The organism is Streptomyces caatingaensis (genome assembly GCF_001187435.1).
GTDB classification, from domain to species: Bacteria; Actinomycetota; Actinomycetes; order Streptomycetales; family Streptomycetaceae; genus Streptomyces; species Streptomyces caatingaensis.
The window spans coordinates 761,124-780,921 of the sequence record NZ_LFXA01000009.1 but is presented as its reverse complement, the minus strand read 5'-3'; the positions used below and the strand labels follow the sequence as shown (position 1 = coordinate 780,921).

Sequence of the window (19,798 nt, the reverse complement as noted above, 5' to 3'; positions counted from 1 at the left end):
ACGATGCGGCCGGGGAGCGCGCCCACGTAGGTGCGCCGGTGGCCGCGGATCTCCGCCTCGTCGCGGACGCCGCCCAGCGCGACCCGGACGAACTCACGGCCCATGGCCTTGGCGACGGACTCGCCGAGCGAGGTCTTGCCCACGCCGGGCGGGCCGACGAGCGCGAGCACCGCGCCATCCCCGCGCCGCCCTCCCCGGGCTCTCGGCTTCGCTCGAGCAGGGGGGACCCCCATTCCACGCCCAGCCCCCGGTCGGCACGCCGCTTGCGCACCGCCAGGTACTCGGTGATCCGTTCCTTGACGTCGTCGAGGCCCGCGTGGTCCGCGTCGAGGACGGCGCGCGCGCCGGGGATGTCGTAGGCGTCCTCCGTGCGCTTGTTCCACGGCATCTCCAGGACCGTGTCGAGCCAGGTGCGGATCCAGCCGCCCTCGGGGCTCTGGTCGGAGGCGCGCTCCAGCTTGTCGACCTCCTTGAGGGCCGCTTCGCGGACCTTTTCGGGGAGGTCGGCGGCCTCCACCCGCGCGCGGTAGTCCTCCGACTCGTTCCCCGGGTCGCCGTTGAGCTCGGCCAGCTCCTTGCGGACGGCCTCGAGCTGGCGGCGGAGGAGGAACTCGCGCTGCTGCTTGTCGACGCCCTCCTGGACGTCCTTGGCGATCGACTCGGCGACGTCCTGCTCGGCGAGGTGCTCGCCGAGCTGCTTGGCGGCGAGCCGCAGGCGGACGACCGGGTCGGCGGTCTCCAGCAGCTCGACCCGCTGGGCCACGGTGAGGAACGGCGAGTAGCCGGCGTTGTCGGCGAGCTGGGAGACGTCGTCGATCTGCTGGACGCGGTCCACCACCTGCCAGGCGCCGCGCTTGCGGAGCCAGCTCGTGGCGAGGGCCTTGTACTCCTTCATCAGCTCGGCGACCGCGCCGGGGAGGGGGTCGGGGGTGACCTCCTCGACCACCGTGCCCTCGACCCAGAGCGCGGCGCCCGGACCCGTCGTCCCGGCGCCGATGCGGACGCGGCGCAGGCCGCGGATGAGCGCGCCGGGGTCGCCGCCGGAGAGCCGGCCGACCTGCTCGACGCTGCCCAGGGTGCCGGTGCCGGCGTAGGTGCCGTCGAGGCGCGGGACGAGCAGGACCTTCGGCTTGGACCCGTCCCGCGCGGCGGCCTGGGCGGCCTCCACGGCGGCACGGACCTCGGCGTCGGTCAGGTCCAGGGGCACCACCATGCCCGGCAGGACGACCTCGTCGTCGAGGGGCAGCACGGGCAGGGTGAGCGGTGCGGACGTCGAAGCCATGATCTCCCCTTCGGCAGGCAAGTTGAGCTGTACCGACTCAATGCTCAGCAGGCTACCGATGTTCCCCGGACCGTGTTCGCTCTGAGCGATCAGGCCGCCCGGCGGAAGGCGCGGCGGTAGTCCGTGGGGGTGGCGCCGAAGTGCAGGGTGAAGTGCCGGCGCAGATTGGCGGCCGTGCCCAGCCCGCTGAGCTCCCCGACGCGCTCGACCGGCAGGGCGGTCGTCTCCAGCAGCGACTGGGCGCGGGCGAGCCGCTGGGCGAGCAGCCACTGGAGCGGGGTGGAGCCGGTCGCGGCGTGGAGCCGGCGGTAGAAGGTGCGCGGGCTCATGCCGGCGCGGGCGGCCAGGTCGTCGACGGTCAGCGGCCGGTCGAGGTGCTCGGCGGCCCACTGGAGGACGGGCGCGAGGCCCTCGTCCCCGCTCTCCGGGACGGCGGTCTCGACGAACTGGGCCTGCCCGCCGGGCCGGTGCGCGGGCACCACGAGGCGGCGGGCGAGCTGGTTGGCGACGTGCGCGCCCAGGTCCCGGCGCACGAGGTGGAGGCAGAGGTCGAGGCCGGCGGTGACGCCCGCGCTGGTCAGGGCCGTGCCGTCGTCGACGTAGAGGACCGAGTCGTCCACCTCGACCCGGGGGTGGCGGCGGGCGAGGGCCTCGGTGTGCATCCAGTGGGCGGTGGCCCGGCGGCCGTCGAGGACTCCGGCGGCGGCGAGGGCGAACGCGCCGGCGCACAGCGAGACCATGCGCGCCCCGCGGTCGGCGGCGCGGCGCAGCGCGCGCAGGAGCTCGTCGGGCAGTTCGCGCTCCCCGTCGAGGCACGCCTCGGGGACGGACGGGACGATCACGGTGTCCGCGCCGTCCAGCCCCTCCAGGCCGTAGGGGGTGCGCAGACTGAAGCCGGTGGGGGCGGGCGCCGGGCGGTCCGGGGAGCGGCCGACGGCACAGAGCCGCAGGTCGTACCAGGGGTCGGCGAGGTCGGGGTGCGGGATGCCGAAGACGGTGCAGACGACGCCCAGTTCGTAGAGGTCCCAGAAGGGGACGTCGTCGTCGATCACGGTCACGGCCACGGAACCAGCGCTCATGACCGGATCGTAGCCAGCGGCCTGGCAGGAATTTTGCGGGAGTGGTCAGTCCTGCCACTGTCGGGCCATCGCCGGCGCTGCGAGGCTGAGGACCGCTTGACCGACTTCCTTCCCCGACACCTCAACTCCCTTGAGAGACCTGGAGACACCCCTCATGAGCGCGAACGTGACGGTCCTCGGTCTCGGTGCGATGGGCACGGCGCTCGCCGGCGCGTTCCTGTCGGCCGGGCACCGCACCACCGTCTGGAACCGGACCGCCGGCCGGGCGGACGCCCTGGTGGCGAAGGGCGCGGCGGAGGCGGCCGGGCCCGCCGAGGGGCTGGCCGCCTCCGAGCTGGTCGTGGTCTGCCTGGCGACGTACGGGACCGTCCGCGAGGTCCTGGACCCCGTGGCGGACGGCCTGGCGGGCCGTACGCTCGTCAACCTCACCTCCGGCACGCCGGAGGAGGCCCGCGAGACGGCCGCGTGGGCGGCGGCGCACGGCGCCGCGTACCTCGACGGCGGGATCATGACCACCCCGCCCGGCATCGGCGACCCCGGGTTCATGCTGCTCTACAGCGGCGAGCGGGCGGTCTTCGACGCCCACCGCGAGGTGCTCGCCGCGCTCGGCGACCCCGTCCACCTGGGCGCGGACGCCGGTCTGGCCTCGCTGTACGACACGGCGCTGCTGGGCCTGATGTGGGCGGCCCTGACCGGCTGGCTGCACGGCGCGGCGCTGGCCGGGGCGGACGGCGGTACGACGGCGACGGCGTTCACCGAGGTCGCGGGCCGGTGGATGAAGGCGGTCGGCGTCTTCATGAACACCTACGCCCCGCAGGTGGACGCCGGGAGGTACCCCGGTGACGACGCCACACTGGACGTCCACGCGGCGGCGGTCGAGCACCTGGTGCACGCGAGCGAGGCGCGCGGGATCGCGAGCGGGCTGCCGGAGGTCTTCCGGGAACTGACGCGGCGCGGCGTCGAGGCCGGGCACGGCCGGGACAGCTGGGCGCGGCTGGTGGAGTTCGTCCGCGGGGAGGTCCGGGCGTGACGACGGGGGTGACGGCGGCCGTGACGACGGGCGTGACGACGGACTGGGCCGGGCTGGTCCTCGACGCGGCCGAGCGCTGCACGGCGGTCCTGGAGGGGGCGGGCGGCGACTGGTCGCGGCCGGCCGGGCGGCTGGAGTGGTCGGGGCACGCGACGCTCGACCACCTGGCGCTGGGGCTGACGGGGTACGCGGGGCTGCTGACGGCGAAGCCGCGGGACCGCTACATCACGCTCTTCGCCTCGCTGGACCCCGCGGCGCCGGTCTCAGCGCGGCTGGAGGGCATCCGCGTCGCGGCGTCGTTCCTCGCCTCCGCCGTCCGGGCCACCGCCCCGGCGGACCGGGCGTGGCACCCGTGGGGGCACGCGGACGGGCCCGGCTTCGCGGCCATGGGCGTCGTGGAGACCGTCGTCCACACCCACGACATCGCCGCCGGCCTGGGCCTCGCCTGGACCCCGCCGGACGACCTCGCCGCCCCCGCGCTCGGCCGGCTCTTCCCCGGCGCCCCGCGGGGGCACGCCCCCGGCGAGACGCTCCTGTGGTGCACGGGACGGCTCGCGCTGCCCGGGCACGGCCTGCGCGGGGAGTGGCGCTGGGACGGCCGCGTGCGCTGAGGCGGCGGCCGCGCGGTCGGCGTCGCGCAGCAGGGCGTGGCAGGCGCAGCCGGTGAGCAGGGCGATCGGGTGGCCCCAGCTGGCCAGCGGGTCGGCGAACTCGACCAGGTCCTGGGCGCACATGAGGGACGCGCCGCCGAGCAGGATCCACTTGGGGCGCGGCGGCTGGAGGCAGGCGAGCGCCCCGAGGGCGGCCATCAGGCCGAAGCTGATGCCGTAGTCGAGCCGGTGGAGGGAGGCGGCCGGGAGGCGGCCGGCGGCGACGGCTCCGGCGACGGGGAGTTCGGTGGCGAGGGTCGCCAGCACGTGGCCGAGGAGGAAGACCCCGGCGGCGCGCAGGCTTCCGACGCGGCGTTCGAGGGCGCCGAGGACGGGGGCGAAGGCCGGGCCGAAGAACGACCAGAAGCCGCCCGCGACCCACAGGGCGCTGGCGACGAGGACGACCAGGGGCCGGTCGGCGAGGTGGGCGGCGTCGGTGCTGGAGTCGCGCAGCAAGCGGTTGACGGTGGCCTGGTCGCCGAACTCGGTGTAGGCGGCGGTGGCGAGCAGCACCAGGCCGTACCAGAAGGTGAAGGGGGTGGCCCGGGGGGTGGGGACCCACTGCCGCAGGGCGCGGAGGCGGCGGCGGGCGCCGGGCGCGCGGGGAGCGCTTCGGGCCGGCGCTTCCTCGCGCGCGCCGGCGGGGTCAACCGCGGTCACTCGGCCGGGCCCCTTTCTCCCCTGGGCGTGCTCGGACTCGGGCGGCGGCCCGTGGGGCGCGGCCGCACTACGAAACCCTACGGCTCCTGGCCCCGGGAGGAATCACGTTCCGGCCGTGAGGCCGCCCACGCTTGTCAACCTCTTAACCTTCCGATGCGTCCGTCGAACACCAACGATCACCGGAGGCCCGTATGTCCGCTCCGTTCCCGTCGAAGTTCACGTCGGAGTTCACGTCGGAGTTCACGTCGAGGACCGCGCCGGAGTCCACGTCGCGGTCCACGTCGGAGTGCGCGTCCGGGGGGCGTTTTTCGTCGGAGGAGCGTTTCCCTTCGGAGGAGCGTTTCGCGTCGGAGGAGCGTCCCGTGACGCTCGACCGGCGCGAAGGCCCGTACGGGGAGGTGGTGCTGCGGCGGCGCGGCGCCTCCCCCGGCGTCCTGGAGATCATCGAGAACGGCTGTTTCCTGATGGACACCTCGGACGGCCGCTCGGAGCGGCGGCTGGTGGACGCGGCGCTCGCGGCCCTGCCCGCCGGCCTGGCGGCGCCCGAGGTGCTGATCGGCGGGCTGGGCGTGGGCTTCTCGCTGGTCCGGGCCGCCGAGGAGGCGCGCTGGGGGCGGATCACCGTCGTCGAGCGGGAGCCGGCCGTCGTCGAGTGGCACCGGGCCGGACCGCTGGCGGAGATCTCGGCGGCCGCGCTCGCCGACCCCCGGGTACGGATCGTCCAGGCCGATCTCGTCCGTCACATCCGCACCACAGGGGAGCGTTACGCCGCGCTCTGCCTCGACATCGACAACGGCCCCGGCTGGACCGTCACCGACGACAACGGCAGCCTCTACTCCCCCTCCGGCCTCAGGGCCTGCCGGGAGCGACTGCTGCCCGGCGGGGTGCTGGCGGTCTGGTCCGCACAACCGTCCGCCGAGTTCGAGAAAGCGCTCCGGAATGCCGGGTTCGACGGGGTAACCACCGAAGAGATCAGCGTTGCCCGAGGCGTCCCGGACGTCGTCCACCTCGGCGTCCTCGCCGCGTAGCCGTCCCCCGCCACCTGCCCGTACCCTGCTTGCCACAGTTGTGAGGACCGGCATTCGGGACCGGTGTTCAGGGCTGCCGTTCGGAACCGCCAGGCCCCTCGCCGGGGCCGGCGCCCCGGCCGGCGGACCCGGCGCCGGGGGACGCTTAGGGGCGGGGCGCATGGAGCAGACACACATCGGCCCGGGCGGCACCGCAGCCTCCGCCGGGGCGCAGCGGCGGGTCCTCGTCGTCGAGGACGACCGGACGATCGCGGAGGCCATCGCCGCCCGGCTGCGGGCCGAGGGCTTCCAGGTGCGGACCGCCGGCGACGGCCCGGCGGCGGTGGACACCACCGAGGCGTGGCAGCCGGACCTGCTGGTCCTGGACGTGATGCTGCCGGGCTACGACGGCCTGGAGGTGTGCCGCCGGGTGCAGGCGCAGAGACCCGTGCCCGTGCTCATGCTCACCGCCCGGGACGACGAGACGGACATGCTCGTCGGGCTGGGCGTGGGCGCCGACGACTACATGACCAAACCGTTCTCCATGCGCGAACTGGCCGCGCGCGTCCACGTCCTGCTGCGCCGCGTCGAGCGCGCGACGCTGGCGGCGCACACCCCGCGCAGCGGGATCCTGCGGCTGGGCGAGCTGGAGATCGACCACGCCCAGCGGCGGGTGCGGGTGCGGGGCGCGGACGTGCACCTCACCCCGACCGAGTTCGACCTGCTCGTCTGTCTGGCGAACACCCCCCGCGCGGTGCTCTCCCGCGAGCAGCTGCTGGCCGAGGTCTGGGACTGGGCCGACGCCTCCGGCACCCGCACCGTCGACAGCCACATCAAGGCGCTGCGCCGCAAGATCGGCGCCGAGCGGATCCGCACGGTGCACGGGGTGGGGTACGCGCTGGAGACCCCGGCCGCATGAGGGGCACGGGCCGCAGATGACCGACTGTCCGCCGCCGGGTCCGGCGGCCCGGGTCTGGGAGGCGCTGCGCCCGCTGGACCCGTACCGCTCCGTCAAGGCCGCGCTCGGCTGGCTCGTGGTCGGCTCCGTGGTGATCACCACCTTCCTGGTCTTCGTGGCCTTCCGCTCGGCCACCGGCTTACGCGTGATCACCGTCTTCTCGATCATCGCCTCGCTGCTGATCACCCAGTTCGTGGCGCACGGCCTCACCGCGCCGCTGGACGAGATGACCGAGGTCACCCGGGCGATGGCCGGGGGCGACTACAGCCGGCGGGTGCGCGCCGGGCGGCGGGACGAGTTCGGGGCCCTGGCCCACGCCTTCAACCGCATGGCGGCCGACCTGGAGGCGGTGGACACGCACCGCAAGGAGCTGGTCGCCAACGTCTCCCACGAGCTGCGCACCCCGATCGCGGGGCTGCGGGCCGTCCTGGAGAACGTGGTGGACGGCGTCTCGGCCGCCGATCCCGAGACCATGCGCGCCGCGCTGCGCCAGACCGAGCGGCTGGGCCGCCTGGTGGAGCACCTGCTGGACCTCTCGCGGCTCGACAACGGTGTCGTGCCGCTGCACACGCGCAGCTTCGAGGTGTGGCCCTATCTGGCGCAGGTCATCAAGGAGGCGAGCCTCGCCTGCGGGGCGGGCTCGTCGCCGCGCGTCCGCAAGGACGTCCATCTCCACCTCGACGTCCAGCCGCCGGAGCTGACGGCGCACGCGGACGCGGAGCGGCTGCACCAGGTCGTCGCGAACCTGGTGGAGAACGCCGTGCGGCACAGCCCCCCGCACGGCCGCGTGACCGTCCGCGCCCGGCGCGGCGAGGGCCCCCAGTCGCTGGCCCTGGAGGTCCTGGACGAGGGGCCGGGCATCCCCCCGGCGGAGCGGCACCGGGTCTTCGAGCGGTTCAACCGGGGCGGCTCGGGTCACCACGGGCCGGACAGCGACGGCGGGACGGGGCTGGGGCTGGCCATCGCGCGCTGGGCGGTCGATCTGCACGGCGGGAGCATCGGGGTGGCCGAGTCCCCGCGGGGGTGCCGCATCAAGGTCACTCTTCCGGGAGACCCCCGTTGATCAGTCTTGACGTATGGTCGGGGGCGGAGGCACACATTCGTCCGGATGTGCGGCGTGCTTCGGCGAACCCGAAAGCGCGCGGGTCCGGGGCGGGACGGGGGAAACCTCGTGTGTTTCCCGGTGAGTCATGCCCCGAAACCCCGGAGCGAGTGTGACTTAGGCGACGACTGGCCTCGGCGACCTGCATGGGAGCCCCTGACAGGCGTAGCCTTTATTCCCGCTGTCCACCACCTTAGGAAGCGGAAGAGGGCGGTTGCCGCCGTGTCGCCACAGTCCCCGAACTCATCGAGCATCTCGACCGACCAAGACGGGCAGGGCAAGAGCCCTGCTGACGTGTTCGGTCCCAACGAGTGGCTCGTCGACGAGATCTACCAGCAGTACCTCCAGGACCCGAACTCGGTCGACCGAGCCTGGTGGGACTTCTTCGCCGACTACAAGCCGGGCAAGGACACAAGCTCTGCTGCGGCGCAGCAGGCCGTGACCGGGGGGACGACGCCCCCCGCCACGCCTCCGGCGGCCGCTCCTCCGACGCAGCCCGCGCAGCCCGCGCAGGCCGCCCCCGCGCAGCCCGCCGCCCAGGCCCCGGCCGCCGCGCCGCAGGCCCCGGCGAAGCCCGCGCAGGCCGCCCCGGCCGCGCCCGCCGCCGCCCCGGCGAAGGCCCCCGCGAAGCCCGCGGCCGCCAAGCCCGCGGCGAAGCCCGCCACCGAGGCCCCCGCCGGCCCGGAGTACGTGACGCTGCGCGGCCCCTCCGCGGCGGTCGCGAAGAACATGAACGCCTCCCTGGAGCTGCCGACGGCCACGTCCGTCCGCGCCGTCCCGGTGAAGCTGCTGTTCGACAACCGCATCGTCATCAACAACCACCTCAAGCGCGCCCGCGGCGGCAAGGTGTCCTTCACGCACCTCATCGGCTTCGCCATGGTGCAGGCGCTGAAGCTGATGCCGTCGATGAACTACTCCTTCGCGGAGAAGGACGGCAAGCCCACCCTCGTCAAGCCCGAGCACGTCAACCTGGGCCTGGCGATCGACCTGGTGAAGCCGAACGGCGACCGCCAGCTCGTGGTCGCGGCCATCAAGAAGGCCGAGACGCTCAACTTCTTCGAGTTCTGGCAGGCCTACGAGGACATCGTCAAGCGCGCCCGCGTCGGCAAGCTGACGATGGAGGACTTCACCGGCGTCACCGCGTCGCTGACCAACCCCGGCGGCATCGGCACCGTGCACTCCGTGCCGCGCCTGATGCCCGGCCAGGGCCTGATCATCGGCGTCGGCGCGATGGACTACCCGGCCGAGTTCCAGGGCACCTCCCAGGACGCCCTGAACAAGCTGGGCATCTCCAAGGTCATGACCCTGACCTCGACGTACGACCACCGGGTCATCCAGGGCGCCGCCTCCGGCGAGTTCCTGCGGATCATGCACCAGCTGCTGCTGGGCGAGAACGGCTTCTACGACGAGATCTTCGAGGCGCTGCGCATCCCCTACGAGCCGATCCGCTGGCTCAAGGACATCGACGCCTCGCACGACGACGACGTCACCAAGGCCGCCCGCGTCTTCGAGCTGATCCACGCGTACCGGGTGCGCGGCCACGTCATGGCCGACACCGACCCGCTGGAGTACCGCCAGCGCAAGCACCCCGACCTGGACATCACCGAGCACGGCCTGACCCTCTGGGACCTGGAGCGCGACTTCGCGGTCGGCGGCTTCGCCGGCAAGTCGATGATGAAGCTGCGCGACATCCTGGGCGTCCTGCGCGACTCGTACTGCCGCACCACCGGCATCGAGTTCATGCACATCCAGGACCCCAAGCAGCGCAAGTGGATCCAGGACCGCGTCGAGCGCCCGCACGCCAAGCCGGAGCGCGAGGAGCAGCTGCGCATCCTGCGCCGCCTGAACGCCGCCGAGGCGTTCGAGACGTTCCTCCAGACCAAGTACGTGGGCCAGAAGCGGTTCTCGCTGGAGGGCGGCGAGTCCGTCATCCCGCTGCTGGACTCCCTGCTGGACGCCGCCGCCGAGGCCCGCCTCGACGAGGTCGTCATCGGCATGGCCCACCGCGGCCGCCTCAACGTGCTGGCGAACATCGTCGGCAAGTCCTACGCCCAGATCTTCCGCGAGTTCGAGGGCAACCTCGACCCGAAGTCGATGCACGGCTCCGGCGACGTGAAGTACCACCTGGGCGCCGAGGGCATCTTCACCGGCCTGGACGGCGAGCAGATCAAGGTCTCGCTGGCCGCCAACCCGTCCCACCTGGAGACGGTCGACCCGGTCGTCGAGGGCATCGCCCGCGCCAAGCAGGACATCATCGGCAAGGCGGGCACGGACTTCACCGTCCTGCCGGTCCAGCTGCACGGCGACGCGGCCTTCGCGGGCCAGGGCGTCGTGGCCGAGACGCTCAACATGTCGCAGCTGCGCGGCTACCGCACCGGCGGCACCGTGCACATCGTCATCAACAACCAGGTCGGCTTCACCGCCCCGCCGGAGTCCTCGCGTTCGTCGATGTACTGCACCGACGTCGCGCGGATGATCGAGGCGCCGATCTTCCACGTGAACGGTGACGACCCCGAGGCCGTCTGCCGGGTCTCCCGGCTGGCCTTCGAGTTCCGCCAGACGTTCAACAAGGACGTCGTCATCGACCTGATCTGCTACCGGCGCCGCGGCCACAACGAGTCGGACAACCCCCAGTTCACCCAGCCGCTGATGTACGACCTGATCGACAAGAAGCGCTCGGTGCGCAAGCTCTACACCGAGTCGCTGATCGGCCGGGGCGACATCACCCTGGAGGAGGCCGAGCAGGCCCTCCAGGACTACCAGGGCCAGCTGGAGAAGGTCTTCGTCGAGGTCCGCGACGCCGACGCCGACCCGGCGCCGGTGGAGGCCCCCCCGGCCCCCGAGGGCCCGGAGTTCCCGGTCGCCGTCGACACCGCGATCTCCGCGGAGGTCCTCAAGCGGATCGCCGAGTCGCAGGTCACCACGCCGGAGAACGTCACGGTGCACCCGCGTCTGGTGCCGCAGCTCCAGCGCCGCGCCGCCAGCATCGAGGACGGCACGATCGACTGGGGCATGGGCGAGACCCTCGCCTTCGGCTCGCTGCTGATGGAGGGCACCCCGGTCCGGCTCGCCGGCCAGGACTCCCGCCGCGGCACCTTCGGCCAGCGCCACGCCGTGCTCGTCGACCGCGAGACCGGCGAGGACTACACCCCGCTGCTCTACCTCTCCGAGGACCAGGCGCGCTTCAACGTCTACGACTCGCTGCTGAGCGAGTACGCGGCGATGGGCTTCGAGTACGGCTACTCGCTGGCCCGCCCGGACGCGCTGGTGATGTGGGAGGCCCAGTTCGGCGACTTCGCCAACGGCGCGCAGAACATCGTCGACGAGTTCATCTCGTCCTCGGAGCAGAAGTGGGGCCAGACGTCCGGCGTCACGCTCCTCCTCCCCCACGGCTACGAGGGCCAGGGCCCGGACCACTCCTCGGCCCGCATCGAGCGCTACCTCCAGCTCTGCGCCCAGAACAACATGACGGTGGCCATGCCCACCCTCCCGTCCAACTACTTCCACCTCCTGCGCTGGCAGGTGCACAACCCGCACCACAAGCCGCTCATCGTCTTCACCCCGAAGTCGATGCTGCGCCTGAAGGCCGCGGCGTCGAAGGCGGAGGAGTTCACGACGGGCTCGTTCCGCCCGGTCATCGGCGACGACACCGTCAACGCGGCCGACGTCCGCAAGGTCGTCTTCTGCTCCGGCAAGGTCTACTACGACCTGGAGGCCGAGCGCCGGAAGCGCGGCGCCATGGACACGGCCATCCTCCGCATCGAGCGCCTCTACCCGCTCCCCGGTGCGGAACTCCAGGCCGAGATCGCCAAGTTCCCCAACGCCCAGAAGTACATCTGGGCCCAGGAGGAGCCGGCCAACCAGGGCGCCTGGCCGTTCATCGCCCTCAACCTGATCGACCACCTGGACCTGGCCGTGGGCGCCGACATCCCCGCCCCGAGCGCCTGCGCCGCGTCTCCCGCCCGCACTCCTCCTCCCCCGCGGTGGGCTCGGCGAAGCGCCACCAGGCGGAGCAGGTGGCGCTGGTGAACGAGGTGTTCGACGCCTGATCCGGATCTCCTTGATCCGTCGGCCGAACGGCCCGGGGCCCGTACCCTCGCTTTGCGAGCGGTACGGGCCCCGGGCCGTTTCCCATGCCCTACTCTCTGAACGCGAGCATGTCCCTTCCCCAGGAGACCGCCATGAACCTCTCCACCGAGTTGCCGGACATCCCCCGCACCATCGGCGGCATCGCCGATGCCCTGGACGAGAGATGGCACAGACGCTTCTGGGACGACGTGCGCGGCGTCGACAGCCCCGGCGCCCTCGGCCTCCTGCTGAACGACTGGTGGCGGCAGGCCGTCGTGGACACCGCCGGCGACGACCCCGAGGCCCGCGCGGCCCTGGAGGACGCCGCCGACCTCCACCTCATCGAACTCGCCCGCGCCGAGAGCGACGGCAGCACCCTCACCCACGCCGAGGTCGGCAGTACGCCCGTCCGGCCATAGCGCCAGCACGGGTAGGTGCCCGTACCGCGCCGCAAGCGGTACGGGCACCGACCCGTTCGCAGGTGAAGTCGTGACGGCCGCGGCGCCCCCTGCCCAGGCGTGCAGGACTCAGCACGTTCCCGAACGGGTCACTTGCTTGGTGCGCAGAAGCAGAATGCGACTCTCCTCAGCTGCTCGTGGTCACTTGAGGAGCTCGATGCCTCCGTGGGTCCCGTTTCCGTCGACATCGGAGTACAGGCCGAGGTTGCCATTGTTCCAGCTGATCAGGATGTCGTTGACGCGGTCGTCGTTGTGGGTGAAGGCCCCGGTGGTGAGAATGTGGGCGTTCTTCCAGGCGGAACCGGCGTCGTGGATCTTGGTGCGGCCGTGGTAGCCCTTGGCGTCGACGCCCGGGAAGACGCTGGTCTCCCCGTCCTTCCACTGGATGAGCAGGTCGGAGGTCTTCTTGCCGTTGAATTCCCCGGCGCTGATCTGGGTGGCGTTCTTCCAGGAATTGGCCGCGGCGGACAGTTGGGAGTAGCCGTTCAGCCCCTTGCTGTGGACATCGGTGTACAGCGAGGTGGATCCGTTTTCCCAGAGCACCAGCACGTCGTCGCGCAGGCTGTTGCCGCCGTAGCGGCCGACGGTGATCAGCCGGGCGTTGTTCCAGAAGTTCTTGGGGTCCAGCTGGCGCTTCTTCTTCAGCGTCGTCTCGTTGTGGGCGCCCTTCAGGTCGAGGTGTCCGTACTCGGTCACCTCGGCGTCCTTCCAGCGCACGAAGAGTCCGTCCGTGCCGCTGCCGGCGAAGTTGCCCGCCGCGATGACGCTGGCGTACTTCCAGTCGCTGCCGGCCTTGGCCACCTTGTGCTCGGCCGAGAACGGTGTCTTGGGGTCGGTGCTGTCGGATCCCGGGAAGATGCTGGCCGAGCCGTCCTTCCAGATCACGAACAGGTCCATGCGACGCTTGGCCGCCGCCCCGGCGGCGTTGGTGAAGCGGCCGGAGGCCAAGTGAGCCACGTTCTTCCAGTTGGCCTGCTTCAGGACATCCCGGTAGGCGACGGAGTGGATCCATCCGGTGATGTCGTCGACCCGGGTGTTCGCCGCGGCCCGGCTGGTCACCGATTCATCGGTTCCGAAGCAACCGCCCTGCCCGGACATGCTGTTGATGCCTGCCAGCTCGTAGCGGCCGCCGATCTCCCGGAAGGCTGGGCCGCCGGTGTCGCCCTGGCAGACAGCGGCGTCGGGCGACTTGCCGGACAGGCTGATTGAGGTGCTCTTCACCCCGTCCACGGTGAATCGCGCGTGGTGGAGCCGGTCGGGGACCCATTCGTCGCGGGTTCGTCCGTAGCCGGCGACCCAGAGGTCCTCGCCCGGCAGTACGGCGTTGGCCCCGAGCCCGATGGGGGTGACCCCCGTGACCGGCGTGGCCAGTCGGGCCATGACCAGGTCGCGGTCGGTACGCGGGACGAGTTCGACGACCTCCACCACGCTGCCGCCACCACGGGTGAGGTCGGTGCGACCAACGGTGGCGATCGTCCGAACCTTCGGCGTACCGGCCCGCACAGTCAGGCTCCGCGCCGGATCGTCGGCGAAGCAGCTGGCGGCGGTGACCAGCCACTGCTCCCCCACCAGCGCGGCCGAGCAACTGCGCTCGCCTCCGATGTCGAGCTTGGCCGTGAACGCGAATGCGTCGTCCTTGGCCGGCTCACCGACCACCGCGTTCGCGGGAGCGGCGGTCAGCAGGCCTGCTGTGACGGCGGATAGGGCAAGTCCGGTGATCCACGCGGCGCGTGGACGTATGCCAGGCATTCGTTTGATCCTCAGCGAATTATTAGTGGTGTGGTGAGTCGCGCAGTGGCGAGGTCAGCCCTTGACACGGAGCTTGACCAGAACAGCGGGGCTGCCGGTCGGGTTTACGCCCTGGCCGACCACCTTGGTGTCGTACTTCGACAGTCCAACCTCGGTGGTGCGGCCGTCGGTGGTGAGGCTGGCCTGGACGAGGTAATTTCCGGCGGTGATGGAGATGACCTTGGGTATTTCCAGGGTGAGTTCGCCGGTCTTGCCGGTCCCCGTGACTTTGAAGCAGTACTTCCCGCGGTCGACGTTGTCGAGGTTGTTGGTATTGACGACGATGTCCTGGGTTGCAGCGCAGTCGGACAGGAGGATGTGACCGTCGCCCTTTCGGAGGGCGATACCACGCTCCTTGAGAATCTTCGCCGCGTTGGGGTACTCGAAGCCCTCGACCGCGTAGGACAGCGACGGGTCGTCAGCCGGGTTGACCGAGGGAGCGGCCGCGCTAGTCGTAGACCCTATGGCCAGGGCGGCGGAAACGGCTCCAGCTACGGCAGCAACGAGCGTCCCGCGCAGGGTGGACCTCATCGAGTTTTCCTTTCGACGGGGTTGGCGAACAAAAAAGGGCCGCATCACGGATGTCGGAGAGCGGCACCGATCGAACCTACCACCCTGGCATGACCGTGCGATGAGATGCCTGACGCCGCATCAGTCTCATCCATCTACCTTTTGGGTAACGACTTGACATTGCATCATCCAGGCACCACCCGGCTCCGCTTCCGGCAAGGACTGGCCTGTTCTGACCGTCCCATACGGTGCTTCAGAATCCTCCGGCTATGATCACCGGCGCTAATTGACTGCACGTCAGTCACTTCACCAATTCATGAAGGTAGTTCGTGAGATATAGACCTTGCTTGAAGAGGATGAGGGGCGCGCCCGCGTTCGTCATACGCCTGCTGTGCCTGGCCTTGCTGCCCTTGGCTATCCTCGTCGGGTTGCTAGGCGCTGCTCCTGCCAGGGCGGCGGAGGAGTTGGATACCAACAAGTTCAACCTCTCCGATGTGCTGTGGGACACGGATCGCGGCAACTTGGTCGAGCGGTGGATGAACGGCGGGCCGGGAGTCAAGGCGGCGGCTGAGGCGGCGCTCCTAGGTTCCGATGAGGACGTACGCCGCTTCCTCTACCGCGAGGAAGAGCTCGCGCAGCTTGGGGACGACCGTGTCGCAACGGCCCGGATCTACAGTCTCGGTGGGCCGACGTTGCGCGAGGCTGCTCAGGAGGTCCTGGTCAAGGGCTCCGAGGAGGACATGCGGAAGTTCCTCGAGGAGGGTTGGCAGACCCCGTTCGAGGCCGACCAGCGGATCCTGGTCGCACAGGCAATCAACGAGGGTGGTCCTTCTCTGAAGGAGGCGGGCCAGAAAGCGCTCCTCGGAACGGCCGATGACATGGCCAAGTTCCTGGAGGAGAAGCAGTTCATCGCGCGCGAGGCCGACGAGCGGCTGCGTCTCGTCCAGATCCTCGGGACCGGTGGTCCCGCTACGAAGGAGGCCGCCCAGCTCGCGCTGAAGGGGTCCCCCGACGACGTCCGCGAGTTCCTTGCCGTGGGTCAGCATGTCGCCCGCATGCGCGACCAGGAACGGGCCACTGTCGCCCAGCTCGCGCAGCGGGCGAAGGACGCGGGCCAGGTGGCCAAAAGCCAGACCGAGGCGGCGGCGCGGGCTTCCGACCGGGCCGTGAAGGCGTCCGATCTGGCCAAGAAGCAGGCCCAGAAGGCTGCGGAGGAGACCAAGGCGGCGGGTCAGGACACGGCCCGTGCGGCGCGGTCGGCCCAGCAGGCCGCGGCCGCCGCGCAGGGTGCCGCCAACGCGGCGCAGGAGGCGATAGGCGCGGCGCAGGCGGCCAACTACGCGGCGCGGATGGCCTCCACGGCTGCCGCGAACGCCGCCGCTGCTGCTGCTGGTGCCGCCGAGGCTGCGGCCCGGGCGCGTAACGCGGCTGCGAACGCGGCGAAGGACGCGGGCCGGGCGGGCGATGCCCGTAAGGCCGCCAAGGACGCCTACGCGGCCGCGGAGGCTGCCGAGCTGGCCAGGGACGCCGCCAAGCAGGTGGGTGCCGCTTCGAAGGCCGCAGAGAAGGCCGCGGGCGCGGCCGCGAGTGCCAGCGCCAATGCGCAGGTGGCGGCGAGTGAGGCCGACAGGGCCGGTGGCCTTGCCGGGGTGGCCGACGCGGAGGCGGCCCGTGCCAGGCAGTGGGCCGCGACGGCCCGCGCCCGCGCGGATGACTCCGCTCGGGCCGCCCAGCAGTCGCAGGCTCTGGCGCGTGAGTCGGCGGCCGCCGCGGACGAGGCGGCGAAGGCCGCGGACTCAGCGGCCACGCATGCCCGCAACGCCGGCAAAGCCGCGGAGGAAGCCGCCAAGCATGCGGGGCAGGCGTCCAGTGCGGCCAAGCAGTCGGCCGTCCACGCCATGGAGGCGAAGAAGGCGGCCAACGCCGCGCTCGACGCGGTGAAGACCGCGAACAAGGTGCAGGGCGTCGCCCGCAAGGTCGAGGCCGAGGAACTCAGGGCCCGCACGGCCGCCAGGGTCGAGCAGGCCCGGACCCTGCGGATCGAGCAAGAGCGGCGCCAGGCCGAAGCCGACCGCGCCGACAAGGAGCGCAAGGAACTCGACGAGGAAGCCGACCGCCTCGCCGCCGAAGCCGCCAAGCCCGGTGTCGATGTCAAGGAGGCCGCTGCCAAGGGCCGCAAGGTCGCCATGCGGTCGCTGAAGACCGCAGGCCCCTGGAGCCAGGCCGCCGCCAAGCTCGCCCTCGCGGGCTCCGACGACCAGGTGGTCGAGTACCTGCGGACCGGTCGGCAGGAGGCCCTGCAGGAGGACGAACGCGCCGACGTCCAGCGCCTCGCCGAGGACAGCGGACTGGAATCGGTCCGCAAGGCGGCCAAGGAAGCCCTGAAGGGCGACGCGAAGCAGATAGCCGAGTTCCTGCGCACTGGTCAGCACGAGGCTGCGCTGGGCGACTACCGCCTGCGCGTGGCCCAGATCGTGCACACCGCGGGCCCGGAGCTCAAGAAGGCCGGCCAGGACGCCCTGCTGGACAGCTCCGCCGGCAAGCTCCGCGAATTCCTCAACCGCACGCAGCACATCGCCCGGGAGGCCGACGAGCGCACCCGTGCGGCCCAGCTCATCCACACCGGCGGCCCGGAGGTCAAGGCGGCTGCCAAGGTCGCGATGGAGAGCCCGCCGGAACTCCTGCACCAGTTCATCGAGACCGGCCAGTACTCCGCAGCTCGCCTGGACAACCTGACGGCTACCCACGTCGCGACCGTGCAGCAGCTCATCGCGGGCGCCGCGCGGACCGCGTCCCTCGCCCAGCAGAACGCAGCCCTCGCCTCGGTCGTCGCAGCCAGGGCCGCGAAGGCCGACAAGGAAGCGAACGCCGCCGCCAAGCAGGCCAAGGAATACGCGGGCCAGGCCAGCAAGTTCGCGGGCCAGGCAGCCCAGTACGCCAAGTCGGCCCAAGCCTCGGCCGAGCAGGCCGCGAAGTCCGCACGAGCCGCCACCGAAGCGGCACAAGCAGCGGCACGCGACGCCGAGGCCGCGGAAATCTCCGCTGCCCGGGCCAGCGCATCGGCCCAATGGGCACACCAGTCCGCCGACACGGCCTACGCCGCCGCAGCAGATGCACGCATCTCCGCCGACAAGGCTGGCCAGGACGCCGCCGCGGCCAAGGACGCTGTCGCGAAGATCAAGATCCGTGTCCGCGATCTGAAGGCCGCGGAAAAGGCCATGAAAGAGGCCCAAGGCCAGATCGCCGGCGCAACATCAGAAATCGTCAAGAAACTTCTCGACTTCAAAAACATCGAGGAACAAGCGGCCGGCCAGGAGAAGAAGTGCTCCAAGTGGCGACCCAGCTGCTGGACGGGCTTCATGGGGGTCGTCGCTGAGGTCACGCCCCTGAAGGGCTGGGACCAGTGCGTCTCCGGAGACGATTACCTCGGCTGCCTGGAATTCATCCCGGGCCCGGGCGGAAAGGGCGCGAAGTGGGCCGCCAAGGGCGGGAAGTGGGTCTACGGCAAGTGGGGCAGGAAGGAAGTTGAAAAGGAAGCAGAGAAGGCCGCAGGCAGGTCACAACGCCGCCGCCCTGACCCCGGCTGCAACAACTGTTTCCTGGCTGGCACCAAGGTCCTCATGGGTGACCGCTCCACCCGCAACATCGAGGACATCAAGGCAGGCGACCAGGTCCTCGCAAGCGACCCGGTCACTGGCCGGTCAGCAGCCCGACAGGTCACCCGCGCGATCGTCACCGACAGCGACAAGCACTTCAACGAACTGACGATCACGACCGTCAACGGCCCGAAGAGACTCACCGCCACCTACGAACACCCCTTCTGGGCACCGGACGAACACCGCTGGCTCCCCGCCCGCGAACTCACCCCCGGCACCACCCTCCGCACCAGCGACGGAACCACCGCCCGAGTCCAGGCCAACCGCGCCTACGACCAGCACGCACGCACATACAACCTCACTGTGGACGACCTCCACACGTACTATGTGCTAGCAGGGGGAACGCCGGTACTCGTTCACAACAGCAACGGTGATCTGACTCCTGAGCAGCTGAAGTCCATCGGTTCGTATCGGCAGCTGATCGAGGAGCACGAGGCGAAACTCCGGGATTATCTAGCAAACCCGGATGCCTACGACAACAAGGGGTACCTCAAGAATGCTCCGAATGAAGAGGTACGGAAGCGAATAATTGAGGGACGCGCCAGGCATCTCAGGAAGGAAATACAAACCTTCCACGACAACATCGCGAAAATTACAGGGAGCGCTTGCTGATGGTCGAGATTCCAGTAGACAAGCTCAAGGGTGTCTTCGACTTGCTCATGGAGCGGATCCATGCTGGTGAGCAGATGTTGGAAATCGGTAGAGAGGCATTCTGGTCCGTGCCTCGAGATCAGGCTTACGATGCCTACAATGAGCCGCGAGATCTCACGATCGGCATGCTTTCTGAGTCATGGGGGCACCTGGAAGATATGCTCTCCGATCCTGATCGTGTTGTGGGGCATGGGTTCGTTTGGCTGTCCGAGGTGCTTCGCGCCATCGGTGATGAAGCGACGTCCTGAGGTATTGGCAGCTCTGAATAAGGCCGAATGAGTTTCGGTCATTGAATTCGACTGGCAAACCTGAGGCCCCGTCGGGTGCGTCCTGGCGGGGTCTTCGCTTGGGAGGATGGCAGTAGCTGGCAGCAACGGCAACGAACGCTGGCGCAGCCCCGCTGCCGTCGGCGCCATCCGCGTTGACGCGCTGGCTCTGCAAGGCCGCGCCCAACCAGCGAGCCGCACTGGTCCAGTGGGCCGAAGGCCAAACCACCCCCTGACCGTCGCAGCTCGACTTCACCCTCTTCACTGCCGCCATCACCCATCCTCAGGGAGCATCATCGACACATCGGCCCCTACTTGATGAGCGGCATGGAGCACGCCATGTGGTGGCTGCTCCCCCTGGGCACGACGAAGCAGCTCCCCGCGCAACCCCTGGTCTCCGTACGCCCCAAGGGAGCTGAACTCTTCGTGCCCCCGCCGGGCCGGTATCTGGGCGACCGAGTCTGGGTCTTCCGACCCACACGGCAACCGGTGGAGTGTCCTCACCGATGCCGCCGAGCTGCGCGAAGCACTTGGGGCCGCAGCCTCGCGGCTGATCAGCAGGAATCCTCAGTTCAGATAGGGATTCGGGTGGTTACTGAGCTTGTACTCGTGATGTCGGCGGTGTCGCGGAGC

General features: G+C 70.6%; 11 protein-coding genes and 2 pseudogenes. 8 read left to right on the top strand and 5 right to left on the bottom strand.

Going from position 1 to position 19,798, the window contains the following annotated elements; genetic code table 11:
• Positions 1-1,282: pseudogene (locus AC230_RS16755) on the bottom strand (LON peptidase substrate-binding domain-containing protein); the annotation flags it as partial.
• A gap of 89 nt (positions 1,283-1,371) precedes the next feature.
• A complete protein-coding gene (locus tag AC230_RS16750) occupies positions 1,372-2,346 on the bottom strand; it encodes a helix-turn-helix domain-containing protein (RefSeq protein WP_422125601.1) in 975 nt (324 codons plus the stop codon).
• Between the two features lie 169 nt (positions 2,347-2,515).
• Between AC230_RS16750 and AC230_RS16745 the strand changes: the two genes are divergently transcribed.
• The gene (locus tag AC230_RS16745; RefSeq protein WP_049716960.1) at positions 2,516-3,391 is read left to right on the top strand and encodes an NAD(P)-dependent oxidoreductase; all 876 of its coding nucleotides are present in this window, start codon (positions 2,516-2,518) and stop codon (positions 3,389-3,391) included.
• Between the two features lie 263 nt (positions 3,392-3,654).
• On the opposite strand, the gene AC230_RS34535 is transcribed toward AC230_RS16745, so the two are convergent.
• A complete protein-coding gene (locus AC230_RS34535) occupies positions 3,655-4,701 on the bottom strand; it encodes a rhomboid-like protein (protein WP_338399803.1) in 1,047 nt (348 codons plus the stop codon).
• Positions 4,702-5,063: 362 nt separating this feature from the next.
• On the opposite strand from AC230_RS34535, the gene AC230_RS16735 reads away from it, so the two are divergent.
• The 5 genes and pseudogenes from AC230_RS16735 to AC230_RS16715 all read left to right on the top strand — a co-directional run bounded on the left by AC230_RS16735 (position 5,064) and on the right by AC230_RS16715 (position 12,255).
• Complete coding sequence (locus AC230_RS16735) at positions 5,064-5,729, top strand: spermidine synthase family protein (protein ID WP_049716959.1); 666 nt, start codon at positions 5,064-5,066, stop codon at positions 5,727-5,729.
• 160 nt (positions 5,730-5,889) lie between these two features.
• Positions 5,890-6,627 (top strand): response regulator transcription factor, encoded by a 738-nt coding sequence (locus tag AC230_RS16730; RefSeq protein WP_049716958.1) that lies wholly within the window; start codon positions 5,890-5,892, stop codon positions 6,625-6,627.
• Positions 6,628-6,643: 16 nt separating this feature from the next.
• Positions 6,644-7,729 (top strand): sensor histidine kinase, encoded by a 1,086-nt coding sequence (locus AC230_RS16725; RefSeq protein WP_049716957.1) that lies wholly within the window; start codon positions 6,644-6,646, stop codon positions 7,727-7,729.
• 261 nt (positions 7,730-7,990) lie between these two features.
• Positions 7,991-11,817 (top strand): annotated as a pseudogene (locus tag AC230_RS16720) (multifunctional oxoglutarate decarboxylase/oxoglutarate dehydrogenase thiamine pyrophosphate-binding subunit/dihydrolipoyllysine-residue succinyltransferase subunit).
• 132 nt (positions 11,818-11,949) lie between these two features.
• Positions 11,950-12,255: a hypothetical protein gene (locus AC230_RS16715; RefSeq protein ID WP_049716956.1), complete on the top strand. Its 306-nt coding sequence runs from the start codon at positions 11,950-11,952 to the stop codon at positions 12,253-12,255.
• A 180-nt stretch (positions 12,256-12,435) separates the two neighbouring features.
• On the opposite strand, the gene AC230_RS16710 is transcribed toward AC230_RS16715, so the two are convergent.
• Positions 12,436-14,043 carry a S1 family peptidase gene (locus tag AC230_RS16710; protein ID WP_049716955.1) on the bottom strand — a complete coding sequence of 536 codons (1,608 nt, stop codon included), beginning with the start codon at positions 14,041-14,043 and terminating at the stop codon, positions 12,436-12,438.
• Between the two features lie 54 nt (positions 14,044-14,097).
• Entirely contained in the window at positions 14,098-14,613 is a 516-nt protein-coding gene (locus AC230_RS16705; RefSeq protein ID WP_049716954.1) for a hypothetical protein, read from the bottom strand.
• 443 nt (positions 14,614-15,056) lie between these two features.
• On the opposite strand from AC230_RS16705, the gene AC230_RS16700 reads away from it, so the two are divergent.
• Together AC230_RS16700 and AC230_RS16695 are read left to right on the top strand one after the other, a co-directional pair.
• Positions 15,057-18,860, top strand: a complete 3,804-nt coding sequence (locus tag AC230_RS16700; RefSeq protein ID WP_198535541.1) for a polymorphic toxin-type HINT domain-containing protein — start codon at positions 15,057-15,059, stop codon at positions 18,858-18,860.
• Positions 18,860-19,147 (top strand): hypothetical protein, encoded by a 288-nt coding sequence (locus AC230_RS16695; RefSeq protein ID WP_049716953.1) that lies wholly within the window; start codon positions 18,860-18,862, stop codon positions 19,145-19,147. Before AC230_RS16700 ends, AC230_RS16695 begins: the two co-directional genes overlap by 1 nt.
• Positions 19,148-19,798: the final 651 nt, after the last annotated feature.

What these genes read in the sequence shown, in the direction of transcription:
- AC230_RS16745 (WP_049716960.1), top strand. Translation starts at nt 2,516, where the DNA reads ATGAGCGCGAACGTGACGGTCCTCGGTCTCGGTGCGATGGGCACGGCG.
- AC230_RS16725 (WP_049716957.1), top strand. Translation starts at nt 6,644, where the DNA reads ATGACCGACTGTCCGCCGCCGGGTCCGGCGGCCCGGGTCTGGGAGGCG.
- AC230_RS16715 (WP_049716956.1), top strand. Translation starts at nt 11,950, where the DNA reads ATGAACCTCTCCACCGAGTTGCCGGACATCCCCCGCACCATCGGCGGC.
- AC230_RS16730 (WP_049716958.1), top strand. Translation starts at nt 5,890, where the DNA reads ATGGAGCAGACACACATCGGCCCGGGCGGCACCGCAGCCTCCGCCGGG.
- AC230_RS16695 (WP_049716953.1), top strand. Translation starts at nt 18,860, where the DNA reads ATGGTCGAGATTCCAGTAGACAAGCTCAAGGGTGTCTTCGACTTGCTC.
- AC230_RS16710 (WP_049716955.1), bottom strand. Translation starts at nt 14,043, where the DNA reads ATGCCTGGCATACGTCCACGCGCCGCGTGGATCACCGGACTTGCCCTA.
- AC230_RS16705 (WP_049716954.1), bottom strand. Translation starts at nt 14,613, where the DNA reads ATGAGGTCCACCCTGCGCGGGACGCTCGTTGCTGCCGTAGCTGGAGCC.